The organism is Mesorhizobium sp. M0898 (assembly GCF_040319695.1).
Taxonomy (GTDB): Bacteria; Pseudomonadota; Alphaproteobacteria; order Rhizobiales; family Rhizobiaceae; genus Mesorhizobium.
The window spans coordinates 70,114-82,945 of sequence record NZ_JAMYOE010000004.1 but is presented as its reverse complement, the minus strand read 5'-3'; the positions used below and the strand labels follow the sequence as shown (position 1 = coordinate 82,945).

Annotated in this window: 11 protein-coding genes; 3 read left to right on the top strand and 8 right to left on the bottom strand. The window is 63.7% G+C overall.

Annotation, left to right across the window (positions count from 1 at the left end; genetic code table 11):
• The first annotated feature begins 84 nt into the window (after nt 1-84).
• A complete protein-coding gene (locus tag NKH90_RS07740) occupies nt 85-987 on the top strand; it encodes a phosphotransferase (protein ID WP_352818554.1) in 903 nt (300 codons plus the stop codon).
• On the opposite strand, the gene NKH90_RS07735 is transcribed toward NKH90_RS07740, so the two are convergent.
• The 3 genes from NKH90_RS07735 to ilvD all read right to left on the bottom strand — a co-directional run bounded on the left by NKH90_RS07735 (nt 984) and on the right by ilvD (nt 5,474).
• Nucleotides 984-1,904: a DMT family transporter gene (locus NKH90_RS07735; RefSeq protein WP_352818550.1), complete on the bottom strand. Its 921-nt coding sequence runs from the start codon at nt 1,902-1,904 to the stop codon at nt 984-986. The genes NKH90_RS07740 and NKH90_RS07735 overlap by 4 nt on opposite strands.
• A gap of 219 nt (nt 1,905-2,123) precedes the next feature.
• The gene (locus NKH90_RS07730) at nt 2,124-3,398 is read right to left on the bottom strand and encodes an amidohydrolase family protein (RefSeq protein WP_352818547.1); all 1,275 of its coding nucleotides are present in this window, start codon (nt 3,396-3,398) and stop codon (nt 2,124-2,126) included.
• Between the two features lie 231 nt (nt 3,399-3,629).
• Nucleotides 3,630-5,474, bottom strand: a complete 1,845-nt coding sequence (gene ilvD / locus NKH90_RS07725; protein WP_352818543.1) for a dihydroxy-acid dehydratase — start codon at nt 5,472-5,474, stop codon at nt 3,630-3,632.
• Between the two features lie 289 nt (nt 5,475-5,763).
• Here ilvD and NKH90_RS07720 point away from each other — a divergent pair, with 289 nt between their 5' ends.
• Entirely contained in the window at nt 5,764-6,237 is a 474-nt protein-coding gene (locus NKH90_RS07720) for a VOC family protein (RefSeq protein ID WP_352540429.1), read from the top strand.
• Between the two features lie 148 nt (nt 6,238-6,385).
• On the opposite strand, the gene NKH90_RS07715 is transcribed toward NKH90_RS07720, so the two are convergent.
• The 4 genes from NKH90_RS07715 to NKH90_RS07700 all read right to left on the bottom strand — a co-directional run bounded on the left by NKH90_RS07715 (nt 6,386) and on the right by NKH90_RS07700 (nt 10,213).
• On the bottom strand, nt 6,386-7,984 hold the full coding sequence (locus tag NKH90_RS07715; protein WP_502898805.1) for a peptide chain release factor 3: 1,599 nt from the start codon (nt 7,982-7,984) through the stop codon (nt 6,386-6,388).
• An 83-nt stretch (nt 7,985-8,067) separates the two neighbouring features.
• Nucleotides 8,068-8,430 (bottom strand): hypothetical protein, encoded by a 363-nt coding sequence (locus tag NKH90_RS07710; protein WP_352818538.1) that lies wholly within the window; start codon nt 8,428-8,430, stop codon nt 8,068-8,070.
• A gap of 260 nt (nt 8,431-8,690) precedes the next feature.
• Nucleotides 8,691-9,617: a haloalkane dehalogenase gene (locus tag NKH90_RS07705; RefSeq protein WP_352818535.1), complete on the bottom strand. Its 927-nt coding sequence runs from the start codon at nt 9,615-9,617 to the stop codon at nt 8,691-8,693.
• Entirely contained in the window at nt 9,614-10,213 is a 600-nt protein-coding gene (locus NKH90_RS07700) for a TetR/AcrR family transcriptional regulator (RefSeq protein WP_352614617.1), read from the bottom strand. Before NKH90_RS07700 ends, NKH90_RS07705 begins: the two co-directional genes overlap by 4 nt.
• Before the next feature lie 118 nt (nt 10,214-10,331).
• On the opposite strand from NKH90_RS07700, the gene NKH90_RS07695 reads away from it, so the two are divergent.
• Entirely contained in the window at nt 10,332-11,408 is a 1,077-nt protein-coding gene (locus tag NKH90_RS07695; RefSeq protein ID WP_352469959.1) for an NAD(P)/FAD-dependent oxidoreductase, read from the top strand.
• On the opposite strand, the gene NKH90_RS07690 is transcribed toward NKH90_RS07695, so the two are convergent.
• The gene (locus tag NKH90_RS07690) at nt 11,402-12,775 is read right to left on the bottom strand and encodes an amidase (protein ID WP_352614557.1); all 1,374 of its coding nucleotides are present in this window, start codon (nt 12,773-12,775) and stop codon (nt 11,402-11,404) included. The genes NKH90_RS07695 and NKH90_RS07690 overlap by 7 nt on opposite strands.
• Nucleotides 12,776-12,832 lie beyond the last annotated feature (57 nt).

The following is a 12,832-nucleotide window of genomic DNA, read 5'->3' as shown; positions in this document are numbered from 1 at the left end:
TCGATCCGCAACGCGATCATAGCCAAACGGCGAAAACTGTGGAACCGTCGTCGTCCCAATAATACGGGGAAAGGAGCGAAATCCATGGCGGACGACCGGGCGCGCGCCGCACTTGCGGCCATTCCGATGCTGGCCGGCTATGACGGCCCTCTGGAACGGCTCGGCGGTCTCACCAACCTCGTCTTCAGGGGTAAGGATTTCTGCCTGCGTATCCCCGGCAAGGGTACCGAGGAATACATCAACCGCGCCAACGAGGCAGTGGCGGCGCGGGAAGCGGCGAAGGCCGGCGTCAGTCCCGATGTGCTGCATGTCGATGCCGAGACCGGCGTGTTGGTGACCCGCTTCGTTGCCGGTGCCGAGACGATGTCACCGGGAAAGTTCAAGACTCGGCCGGGCAGCCCGGCACGCGCCGGCAAGGCCTTTCGCAAACTGCACACATCCGGCGCGGTGTTCCCCTCCCGCTTCGAGCTGTTTGCGATGATCGACGATTATCTGAAAGTGCTGTCAACCAAGGACGTCGCCCTGCCTGCCGGCTACCACGATGTGGTCCGCGAGGCGGAGGCAGTGCGCTCAGCACTTGCGGCTCAACCTCTGCCGATCGTCGCCTGCCACTGCGACCCGCTCTGCGAAAACTTTCTTGATACGGGCGACAGGATGTGGATCGTCGACTGGGAATATTCCGGCATGAACGATCCGCTCTGGGATCTCGGCGACCTCTCGGTCGAAGGGCAATTCGACGAGGCCCAAGACGAAGAAATGATGCGCGCCTATTTCGGCGGCGAGCCGAGACCGGCGGAGCGCGGCCGCATCGTCATCTACAAGGCGATGTGCGACCTCTTGTGGACGCTCTGGGGCTTGATCCAGCTTGCCAACAAAAATCCGGCCGACGACTTTCGCGCCTATGCCGACGGCCGGTTTGCGCGCTGCAAGGCACTGATGGAGATGCCGGAATTTTCGCGGCATCTCGCAGAGGTGCGCCGGGGCTAATTCACACCCTTCGGCACGTCTTCCGGCGGTACCGTGTCGACCACCTTCTGGCGGTGGAAGATGAACAGGCCGGCCAGCACGACGATGGCCGAGCCGATCAGGATGCGCGGCCCAGGCACATCGCCGAAGAAGGCGAGGCCGAAGACCACTGCCCACAACAGCAGGCTGTAATGCAGCGGCGCCAAGGTCGAGGCCGGCGCCAGCTTCAACGCCCTGGTGATCATCAGATGCGCGCCGCAGGAGACGATGCCGAGAAGCAGCATGGCGCCGAAATCGAGCGAGGACGGCGTCTTCCAGCTACCGAGGGTCAACGCAGCGCCGACCAGCAGCGTGCCGATGGTTTGCCAGGTGACCAGCGAGGTGTCGCTGGTGCCGCGCAGCCGCCGATTGAGGATGATGGCGAAGGCAAAGGAAATGCTGCCGGCGAGCGCGAACATCGACGACAGCGAGAACGCGGCCGAGGACGGCTTCAGCATGATCAGCACGCCGCAGAAACCGACCAGGATAGCCGCCCAGCGGCGCCAGCCGACCCTTTCGCCGAGCAGGAAGTGCGACAGCGCCGCGACATAGATCGGCCCGGCCATGTAAAAACTCATCACATCGGCGAGCGGCAGATAGACGACCGCCGCGTAGAACAGCGCCGTGTCGAGCGTCGTCATCACCACGCGAAGCAGCTGCAGCTCCGGCCGCTCCATGCGAAACAGCTTGGCCGCACCCTGATGTGCAATCATCGGCCCGAGTATGAAAAACGCGCCGATCGAGCGGATCAGCACGACCTGGCCGACGGAAAAACTGGCGACCAGCCACTTGCCCATCGCGTCGTTCAGCGCAAACAGGAAGTCGCCGGCGAGCATCAGCAGGATGCCGGCCAGCAGCACGTTCATGATCGTTGAGCACTGGGCTGCGGGCCGCGCCATTCCGTTACCGGTTCCTCGCCGTGGGGTACGGTGACCCGCGTCGTAGTCGCAAGCTGCGGCCATGACGAGGCGAAAATCGAGAATTCGGTAAGACCAGCGCCGGAAATCGGCTGGACTAATGCATGTCGCGCAAAAGTGTGCAGCGGTTTTGCGATAACGACACGCTTAAAAACAAGACCTTAAAGCGCGTCGCGTGGGTCCGTTCAAACGCGACGCGCTTTAAGCGTGGCGCCGGTTCACCGTGCCCGGCCTTCCGGCGATCGAAAGCCGCGTGTCCTGCCGGCTGCGCTCGGCCACCACCTTGCCCCTGGCGATGACGCAGAGGCGCTCTGGGCGCAGCCGCAGGGCCTCGACTGGGTTGCCGGCATCGAGAACGACCAGGCTGGCGCGCTTGCCGACCGCCAGGCCAAGGTGGTCGAGGCCCATGATGGCGGCATTGACGTTGGTGACCATATCGAAGCAGCGCGCCATCTCGGCCGGGCTCGACATCTGCGCGACATGCAGGCCCATGAAGGCGACGTCGAGCATGTCTGCGGTGCCCAGCGAATACCAGGGGTCGAGCACGCAATCCTGGCCCCAGCCGACGCGGATGCCTTGCGCCAGCATCTCCTTGACCCGCGTCAGTCCGCGGCGCTTGGGAAAGGTGTCGTGGCGGCCCTGCAGCATGATGTTGATCAGCGGATTGGGGATCGCCGAAACGCCGGCCTCGGCAATCAGCGGCAATAGCTTCGAAACGTAGTAACTATCCATCGAATGCATCGATGTCAGGTGCGAGCCGGCCACTCTGCCCTGCAACCCGAGCCGCTGCGTCTCATAGGCAAGCTGCTCGATGTGGCGCGACAGCGGATCGTCGGTCTCGTCGCAATGCAAGTCGACCATCAGGCCGCGCTTCGCCGCGATTTCGCAGAGCTCGGTGACGGAGCGCGTGCCGTCGGCCATTGTGCGCTCGAAATGCGGAATGCCGCCGACGACATCGACGCCTATGTCGAGCGCCCGGATGGTGTTGTCGCGCGCCGTCGGCGAGCGGTAAAACCCGTCCTGCGGGAAGGCGACCAGCTGCAGGTCGATATAGGGGCCAACCGTCTTCTTCACGTCGAGCAGCGCTTCGACCGCCAGCAGGCGGTCGTCGCAAACATCGACATGGGTGCGGATGGCGAGCAGGCCCATCGACACCGCCCAGTCGCAATAGGCGAGCGCACGGTCGCGCACCGCTTCGTGGGTCAGAAGCGGCTTCAACTCGCCCCAAAGCGAGATGCCTTCGAGCAGCGTGCCCGAGACATTGATGCGCGGAATGCCGAGCGAAAGCGTGGCGTCCATATGGAAATGCGGATCGACGAAGGGCGGCGAGACCAGATTGCCATGGGCATCGATCGCCGTGCCGGCGCTGACGTTCAGCTCGGGCTCTATCGCTGCGATCGTTTCGCCGACGATGCCTATATCCGCGATCCTGCCGTCGGGCAGCGTCCCGCCGCGCACCACAAGGTCAAAATCCATCTAGCGCCACCTCGTTCAAAAAAGCCGTTTCTTTCCATGCAGCGTGCTGCCGCAAGGCGGAACCTTCAGGCGCGGCCCTTCCCTTCTTCCCTTGTGGAAGAAGGTGGCCGCGAAGCGGCCAGATGAGGGGTGTTCCAGCTTGGCGCCGGCGGCACTCCGTCCAGCACCCCTCAACCGTCTTGGCGTTGCGCGCCAATCCACCTTCTCCCACAAAGGGAGAAGGAAAAGCCTCTATTCCGGCACGTACCGCACCGCCCCCTTGGCGGCACTTGTCGCCATCGCCGCATAGGCGCGCAAGGCTGTCGTCACCTTGCGCTTGCGCTTTTCTTCGGGCTTCCAGGCAGCCGTTCCCCTGGCCTCCATCGCGGCGCGACGGGCGATGAGTTCGGCGTCGTCGACAGCAAGCCTGATGGTGCGGTTGGGGATATCGATCTCGATCGTGTCGCCTTCCCTGACCAGCCCGATCAGACCGCCTTCCGCGGCTTCCGGCGAGACATGGCCGATCGACAGGCCGGAGGTGCCGCCGGAAAAACGACCGTCGGTGATCAGTGCGCAGGTTTTGCCGAGACCTTTCGACTTCAAATAGCTGGTCGGGTAGAGCATTTCCTGCATGCCGGGTCCGCCGCGTGGCCCTTCATAGCGGATGACGACGACATCGCCGGCCTTGATCTCGTTCGACAGGATCGCCTTGACGCTGGCGTCCTGGCTTTCGAACACTCTTGCCGGACCGGTGAATTTCAGGATCGATTCATCGACGCCCGCCGTCTTCACGATGCAGCCATCGAGTGCCAGATTGCCTTTCAGCACGGCAAGGCCGCCATCCCTGGAGAAAGGATGTTCGGCCGAGCGGATGACGCCCTTCTCGCGGTCGAGATCGAGATCGTCCCAGCGGCGGTCCTGGCTGAACGCGACTTGCGTCGGCACGCCGCCGGGTGCCGCCAGGAAGAAATCGCGGACATTCTGGCTGGTGGTGCGCGAAATATCCCAATGATCGAGCGCTTCGCCGAGGCTTGCGGCGTGTACCGTCGGCAGGTCGCGGTTGATCAGCCCGGCGCTATCCAACTGGCCGAGGATGGCCATGATGCCGCCGGCGCGATGGACATCCTCCATGTGGACGTCAGCCTTGGCCGGAGCCACCTTGCACAGCACCGGCACCCGCCGCGACAGCCGGTCGATGTCCTCCATGGTGAAGTCGACCTCGCCCTCATGTGCCGCGGCAAGGATGTGCAGCACGGTGTTGGTCGAGCCGCCCATAGCGATGTCGAGCGTCATGGCGTTCTCGAAGGCGCCCTTCGAGGCGATGCTGCGCGGCAGCGCCGTGTCGTCGTCCTGCTCGTAATAGCGCTGGGCAAGATCGACGATCAGGTGGCCGGCCTCGACGAACAGGCGCTTGCGGTCGGCATGCGTCGCCAGCGTCGAACCATTGCCGGGCAAGGACAGGCCGAGCGCCTCGGTCAGGCAGTTCATCGAATTGGCGGTGAACATGCCGGAGCAGGAGCCACAGGTCGGACAGGCCGAGCGCTCGATGATCCTGACGTCCTCGTCGGACACCTTGTCGTCGGCGGCCGCGACCATGGCGTCGACCAGGTCAAGCGCTTGGGTCTTGCCGGCGAGCACCACCTTGCCGGCCTCCATCGGCCCGCCGGAGACGAAGACGGTCGGGATGTTGAGGCGCAGCGACGCCATCAGCATGCCGGGCGTGATCTTGTCGCAATTCGAGATGCAGACCATCGCGTCGGCGCAGTGCGCGTTGACCATGTATTCGACCGAGTCGGCGATCAATTCGCGCGACGGCAGCGAATAGAGCATGCCGTCATGGCCCATGGCGATGCCGTCATCGACGGCAATGGTGTTGAACTCCTTGGCAACGCCGCCGGCTTTTTCGATCTCGCGGGCAACCAGCTGGCCGAGATCCTTCAAATGGACATGGCCGGGCACGAACTGGGTGAAGGAATTGACCACGGCAATGATCGGCTTGCCGAAATCCGAATCCTTCATGCCGGTAGCGCGCCACAGGCCGCGGGCGCCGGCCATGTTGCGGCCATGGGTGGTGGTGCGGGAACGGTAGGCGGGCATTGAACTGTCCTTGCTGTCTGCGTCGCGCCCAAAGGTGCGGAAAACCGGAATTGAGCCGCAGGCCTTATAGACGGCACACTCTGGTCTGGCCACAATTTTGCGCTGCGCCAGGGTGCGGAACGAGCGGCCAGCCAAAGACGCAGCCGGCCCAGACCATAAAAAGTCAGAGGTGCTGTCGGATCGGGTCTCGTTCGAGCGTCCTTGGGTAGACGGCGGAACCGGGCATCAATTGCCAGCCAGCCGTTTTGCGAGTGAAAACAAAGCCAAAACCAGCCCGAGGAGCAAGAGAATGCAAAAGATCACCCCCTGCCTGTGGTTCAACGATCAGGCCGAGGAGGCCATGAACCATTATGTCTCCATCTTCAAGAATTCGAAGGTGCTGAGCGTGATGCGCTGGCCCAAGGGCAGCGGCGATAATGAGGGCAAGGTGCTGATGGTCTCATTCGAGCTCGACGGCGTTCAGTTCCAGGCGCTGAACGGCGGGCCGCAATTCAAGTTCACCGAGGCGGTCTCGCTCTCCATCGACTGCAAGACGCAGGAAGAGGTCGACTATTTCTGGGACAGGCTCATCGCGGGCGGTGGCCAGCCCAGCCAGTGCAGCTGGCTGAAGGACAAATTCGGCCTCTCCTGGCAGGTCGTTCCCGAGCAGCTGCCCAGGCTGCTGCTGGACGCCGACAGGGAAAAGGCCGGCCGCGTGATGCAGGCGATGATGCAGATGAGCAAGATCGACATCGCCAAGATCGAAGAGGCAGCGAAAGGGTGAACGAACGCGATCTTTCCTTCGTGCCGGAGAAGGTGGATCGGCGCGCAGCGCCGAGACGGTTGAGGGGTGCTGGACGGAATGAGACGTTGGTGTTTCCTGGAACACCCCTTCCCTTCTCCCACAACAAGGGGAGAAGGGAAGGGGCGCATCAAGCCGCCCTGTCGCGGACCTGATAATCCTTGACCGCGGTGAAGCGGATCGCCTTCCAGCGCTCGGCCTCGTAGTTGAGCGAGAAGGCGTGCTGGGCGAGGAACACCGGATCGTTGTCGAGATCGCGCGCGATGTCGCCGCGATGCGCCTCGATGAAGCGCTGGAGTTCGGCCTTATCGTCGGCCGATATCCAGCGGCAGACGGAAAAGCGCGACATCTCGAAATCGACCGGCAGTGTGTATTCGAAGTTTAGCCGCTCCTTCAAGACGTCGAGCTGCAGGGCGCCGACGACGCCGACGATGGCTGGCGAGCCGTCCTCCGGCGAGAACAATTGCACGACGCCTTCCTCGGCCATCTGGTGCAGTGCTTCCTTGAGCTTCTTGGCTTTCATGGCATCGCCGAGGCGAACGCGGCGCAGGATTTCAGGCGCGAAATTCGGCACACCGCGAAACAGGATCTCCTCGCCTTCGGTCAGCGTGTCGCCGATGCGCAGCGTGCCGTGGTTGGGGATGCCGACGACATCGCCGGCGAACGCCTCGTCGGCCGTGACGCGGGTGCGGGCGAAGAAGAATTGCGGTGCCGACAGGCTCATCGGTTTTCCCGTGCGCACCAGCTTGGCCTTCATGCCGCGCTCGAGCTTGCCGGAGCAGACGCGGACGAAAGCGATGCGGTCGCGATGGTTGGGGTCCATATTGGCCTGGATCTTGAAGACGAAGGAGGTCATCTTGTCCTCGGTCGCCTCGACCTTGCGGCTGTCGGCCTCCTGCGCGCGCGGCGGCGGCCCGTAGGCGCCGAGCGCCTCGATCAGGTCGCGCACGCCGTAATTGCGCAGCGCCGAACCGAAATAGACCGGCGTCAAATGGCCCTCGCGGAAGGCATCGAGGTCGAGCGGGCGACAGGCCGCGCGCGCCAGTTCCAGCTCCTCGATGAAGGCCTCGCGCTCGTTCTCCGGCAACAGGCCGGCGACGCGGTTGGAATCGGGTCCATTGACCGGCGTGCGCTCCTTTTCGGCGTCGCCCTTGCGCACCGCGTTCAGCGCCAGATGGTAGGTCCCGGAAAAGGTCTTGCCGCGGCCGATCGGCCAGGTGATCGGCGCTGTATCCAGTGCCAGCTTCTGCTCGATCTCGTCGAGGATGTCGAATGGGTCTCGGCTTTCGCGGTCCATTTTGTTGACGAAGGTGATGATCGGGATGTCGCGCAGCCGGCAGACCTCGAACAGTTTCAGCGTGCGCGGCTCGATGCCCTTGGCGGCGTCGATGACCATGACCGCGCTGTCGACCGCCGACAGCGTGCGATAGGTGTCGTCGGCGAAATCCTCGTGGCCGGGCGTGTCGAGCAGGTTGAAGACGGTGTCCTCGTATTCGAAGGTCATCACCGAGGTGACCACCGAAATGCCGCGCTCGCGTTCGATCTTCATCCAGTCCGAGCGGGTCTGGATGCGGTCCTTCTTGGCCTTGACCTCGCCGGCAAGCTGGATGGCGCCGCCGAACAAAAGCAGTTTTTCGGTGAGCGTCGTCTTGCCGGCGTCGGGGTGGGCAATGATCGCGAAAGTGCGGCGGCGCGATACCGCTTGTTCGATGTCTTCAGCCAATTTCATGGAATCCTGTCTGTGGCGCGGGCTTCTAGCAGCGCTTTTCCAGCCTGTCGAACGGAAACACCGCTGATACCCCGGCAGCAGGTTCAATCTCTGACGATAGCCGCCTGCGTGACCGAGCCAACGTCATCCAGGCGCATAACCAGCCGTTCAGAGTCGATCGAAAAAAATCCTCTTTCCGAACCAAGAATATAAACCAGACTCCAGTCCTCGAAATAGTCCGTCTTCGGCGGCTCGCCGAGCATGGCAACAACTTCTGCCCGCGATTTCCCAACCAACGCCCCGGTCAGCACCAAACCGTCAGCGATGCGATGGCGTTTATGCAAAGGATCCAGCCAGTTGTCGTCCTGCCACCAAGATCGAACGAACGGCAGCGGGCCAAAGAAGACGGCATAGACAATGGCGGCTCCGGCTGCAGCAAAAACCAGCCCTTTTATCCAGCGGCGCAAATGACCCCCATGTGATTGAGCTGAACGTTTCCAGTGAGGCGATCGTCATCGACCCGCTTCGAGAGCGGTCCCGGCATCGCCCTTGGTAAGTCTGTAGCATGGTGGCAATGAGGGCAAGAAGTCCTGGGCGTTTGAAGGTACACGGCCGTGAGCAAGAACATCATCGTCATTGGATCCGGCGTCATTGGCGCCTCCATCGCTTGGCACCGGCAGAGCTAAGCTGTCGACGTCTCCGGCTGCCGCCGGTTCACGTCCCGACGTCAGGCCGATTCGGTCGCTCGGCTCTCGAAGGCCACCTTCGGAATCCACTCGGCAATTGTGGCGCCGATCCTGTCGGCATGGTCCTCCTGTAGATAATGCGCGCCGGGTCCGAGATCGATCAACCGGCAGTTCTTCAGGCCGGCCGCGAATTCCCGTGCCGCATGCGGCGAGACGAGGGCCCCCGGATCGCCTGAGAAAAGCAGCTTCGGGTAGGAGGAGAGCCGGAGTGCCCGATGGTCGTGCTCGCTGATGGCAGCGACATCGGCGGGCTGGCCTTCAATCGGCAGGTCGCGCGGCAGCCGCAGGATCGGCTTGCGTGATTGCGGCGTCGGGAACGGTGCCCGGTAGGAGGCCATTTCCTCATCGCTCATCGTGCGCAGCACCGCAGCCGGCAGCACCTTTTCGACGAAGACGTTGTCTTCCAGGACAAGCTTCTCACCGACGCCCGGCGTGCGCATTGCCTTGAACAATTCGCGCGCCTGCGGACGCTGGTGAAAATCGTCCCAACTCTCGAAGGGGCGGATGAATTCCATGAAGGCGAGGCCGAGGATCCGCTGCGGCCGCCGGGCCGCGAGATGGAAGGCGAGCGCGGTGCCCCAGTCCTGCGCGACGACCACCACGTCGGTGATGCCAAGCGTCTCGATGAAGGCGTCGAGATAGCGGACGTGGTCGAAGAAGCGATAGTCGATGTCCGGCTTGCCGGATTGGCCATAGCCGATCAGGTCGGGCGCAATGCAGCGGCCGAACGGCGCCACATGCGGGATGATGTCGCGCCAGATGTAGGACGACGTCGGGTTGCCGTGCAGGAATAGCATCGTCGGACCGGCAGTACCTGCCTCGACATAGGAGATGGTGGAATCGAGTACCGCGACTTGCGAGCGCGGCACCATTGTGCGGGATTGCTGCTTTTCGAGTTTCGGGTTCATCGGATCAGCTCCTTTTTTACGAAGACTGTTTTGAAGACGATGTTCTTGAAACGCTCGAGCGGTTCGGGACTGCGCTCCACCTTCATGCGCAGCATCGCGCCTTGCCAGGAACTCAACAGGAAATCGGCGAGGTCCTCGGCATCGAACGCGTCGGTGATGTCGCCAGCCGCCTGGCCTTCGGCAATGCATTCGGCAAAGGGCTTACGCCAGCGTTCGAAGATGGCGACGAGTTGCAGCCTCAGCGCCTCACTGTGAGCCGCCGTCTCGAGGCTGAGATTGCCGATCATGCAGCCCCGTGCCCAATCATGCGCCTCCAGCTTCGACGTGATGATTTCGAGATAGCGGCGCAAGCGCCCGACCGGGGGTGTGCCGTCCCGGGCAAGGGCCTGCTCCGCCAAACCGCTCACATAGGCGAAATAGCGGTCCAGCACCTCGCCGGTGAACGCCTCCTTGGAGGCAAAATGATTGGTGAAGGACCCCGGACGGGCATCGGCCGCGGCGACGATGTCGCGTACGCCGGCGGCCGAATAGCCGGAGCTCCAGATGGTTTTGAAACCGGCGTCGAGAAGTTTTTCGCGAAGTGAATGTCTAGCCATGCCAGGTAAAATACGTACGTACGTATTAAAGTCAAGAGGCACATTTGATACGGCTCGCTCTTGGCAGAACCCACGGGCAATGGCATCGCAGTGGTGGCGTTGGAACGAGGAGTGAAGCATGACAGCTGCGAAAGAAGTGATCGTCATCGGCGCCGGTATCATCGGCGCCTCCATCGCCTGGCACCTGACCAGGGCTGGAGCAAAGGTGACGGTCGTTGCCGGCAGCGGCGCCGGCGGCGTCGCGACACCGAATTCCTTTGCCTGGATCAATGCCAGCTGGGGTAATCCGCAGCCTTACTTCCGACTACGGACTCGATCGATGGCCGAATGGACGCGACTGGCGAACGAGGTGCCCGGCATCCCGTTGCAATGGTGCGGCGGCCTGTGCTGGGACCTGCCACGTCCCGAACTCGAAGCCTATGCGGCCGAGCACTCCGCATGGGGCTACGGCATCGAGCGTGTCGACCTTGCCGGAGCGGCCCGCATCGAGCCCAATCTGACCGAGCTTCCCGATTTCGCCCTTTATGTCGCCGAGGAAGGCGTTGCCGAGCCGGTCGCCGCCACGCAAGCACTGCTGGCCGACGCCGAACGGCGCGGCGCGCGAATTGTAGCCGGGACGACCGTCACCGCTCTGGTGCAAGCCAACGGCAGGATTGCCGGCGTCGATACATCCGGCGGGCGGATTGCTGCCGACGAGGTGGTGATCGCGGCCGGAGCCGGCTCCCCGGCAATCGCTGCCACAGCCGGGATAGAACTGCCGATCGAAACGCCGCCCGGCCTGATCGTGCATTCGCGCCCCTACGAAAAGCTGCTCAACGGCCTGGTGATCGGCGACCGCCTGCATATGCGCCAGACGGCGGAAGGCCGCGTCATCGCCGGCTCGGATTTCGGTGGCGCCGATCCCGGCATGGATGCCCCGGCCACCGCCCGCGAGCTGTTTGCGGCGATGAAGGCGATGCTGCGCGGCGCGGATGGGCTGGAACTCGATTTCCACACCATTGGCTATCGGCCCACGCCGGTCGATGGCTTTCCGATCATAGGCCGCGCCGAAGGCACGAGCGGCGTCTATGTCGCCGTTATGCATTCCGGCATCACGCTGGCGCCGGCCGTCGCCCTGTTCGCCGCCCGCGAAATCCTCGACGGCGAGCGCGATCCGCTGCTTGATCCCTACGGACTGGCGCGGTTTACTCAATAGCCGGGCGGGCGGCGAAAGCCGCCGGCCAGCGGCTCGATTGCCCTGGCGATTCCGAGCAGGCGCCGCTCCGACCAGCGTTTGCCGACAAGCTGTAGTCCGATGGGCAGGCCGTCGCGATCTTGTCCGCAGGGCAGCGACAGTGCCGGATGGCCGCTGTAGTTGAATACCGCGCCATAGGCCGGCAGCATCAAGTAGCTTTGCGTCTTGCCGTCGACCTCGATCGGCGTTCCCGGCTCGCAATGCGGGAAGGCGGTGGCCATGGCGACCGGGCACAGCAAGGCGTCGCAGCCGTCGAAGAACCGTTCCCACGCCAGGATGGAGCTGTCGCGGCGGGCGAGCGCCTCGAACCAGCGCGAGACCGGCGTCGGCTTCTCCGGTGGTTTGGGCTGGGCCGCCTCCAGCATCATGCCGATCAGCGCACCGCCTTGTGCTAGGTCGTCGTGCAGGTCGAGCTCCGGCAATTTGGCATCCTCGACGATGGCGCCTGCCGACTGAAGCTCCTTTGCCAGACTTTCGACCGCCGCGCTGATCTCGCCGGCCACCGGAAAGCCCGGAAAGGACGGCGCGACGGCAATGCGCAAATTTCTGAGATCCAGCTCCGGCATGGTTTCGACCGGTACCGGCGCAAGGTCGGTATCGCTTCCATCCGGCCCGGCAATGAGGCCGTAGATCAGTGCCAGGTCCTCGACGCTGCGCGCCAGCGGTCCGAGGCAGGACATCAGCCGCACGCTGCGCGGCGCCCCGCCCGGGTCGGGGAAGGCGCCGGCGAGCGAGACGCGGTGCTCGGTCGGCTTGAGGCCGTAGACGCCACAAAAGGCGGCCGGCAGCCGGATCGAATCCTGCATGTCGGTGCCGACCTCGAACGGCGTCATACCAGTGCCGAGCGCCGCCGCCGCACCGCCGCTGGAGCCGCCGGCGGTGCGCTGGAGGTTCCAGGGGTTGCCGGTGCGGCCGAACAGTGGATTGTCAGACTGCCAGTCACCGAGCATCGTCGCCACGTTCGTCTTGCCCACCAGCACGCCGCCTGCCGCCTTCAGCCGGGCAACGACCGGACTGTCTGCCCTCGGAGCATAGTCGGCGAAGGCCGGGAAGCCGACGGTGGTTCTCATGCCGGCGGTTTCATGCGTGTCTTTCAGTGTGAACGGCACGCCATGCAGCGGCCCAAGAGCCTCGCCGCGCGCCTGCGCGTCGTCGGCTTTGACGGCGCGTTGCCGCGCACCGTCCCGATCGAGGGTTACGACGGCATTGACCGCCTTATTGTGCCTGTCGATCTGCGCCAGATGCTCGTCCAGCACCTCTATTGCGGAAACCGTACGGTCGCGGATGGCCGCGGCCAGTTTGGTGGTCGAGGAAAAGACGATATCCATGGTGAATGCTCCGGGCTATCGCGCCGCGATCCTCAAAATGGCGGATTGGCGCGTGGA

What these genes read in the sequence shown, in the direction of transcription:
- ilvD (WP_352818543.1), bottom strand. Translation starts at nt 5,474, where the DNA reads ATGCCCGCCTACCGTTCCCGCACCACCACCCATGGCCGCAACATGGCC.
- NKH90_RS07715 (WP_502898805.1), bottom strand. Translation starts at nt 7,984, where the DNA reads ATGAAATTGGCTGAAGACATCGAACAAGCGGTATCGCGCCGCCGCACT.
- NKH90_RS07740 (WP_352818554.1), top strand. Translation starts at nt 85, where the DNA reads ATGGCGGACGACCGGGCGCGCGCCGCACTTGCGGCCATTCCGATGCTG.
- NKH90_RS07695 (WP_352469959.1), top strand. Translation starts at nt 10,332, where the DNA reads ATGACAGCTGCGAAAGAAGTGATCGTCATCGGCGCCGGTATCATCGGC.
- NKH90_RS07700 (WP_352614617.1), bottom strand. Translation starts at nt 10,213, where the DNA reads ATGGCTAGACATTCACTTCGCGAAAAACTTCTCGACGCCGGTTTCAAA.
- NKH90_RS07735 (WP_352818550.1), bottom strand. Translation starts at nt 1,904, where the DNA reads ATGGCGCGGCCCGCAGCCCAGTGCTCAACGATCATGAACGTGCTGCTG.
- NKH90_RS07705 (WP_352818535.1), bottom strand. Translation starts at nt 9,617, where the DNA reads ATGAACCCGAAACTCGAAAAGCAGCAATCCCGCACAATGGTGCCGCGC.
- NKH90_RS07720 (WP_352540429.1), top strand. Translation starts at nt 5,764, where the DNA reads ATGCAAAAGATCACCCCCTGCCTGTGGTTCAACGATCAGGCCGAGGAG.
- NKH90_RS07690 (WP_352614557.1), bottom strand. Translation starts at nt 12,775, where the DNA reads ATGGATATCGTCTTTTCCTCGACCACCAAACTGGCCGCGGCCATCCGC.
- NKH90_RS07730 (WP_352818547.1), bottom strand. Translation starts at nt 3,398, where the DNA reads ATGGATTTTGACCTTGTGGTGCGCGGCGGGACGCTGCCCGACGGCAGG.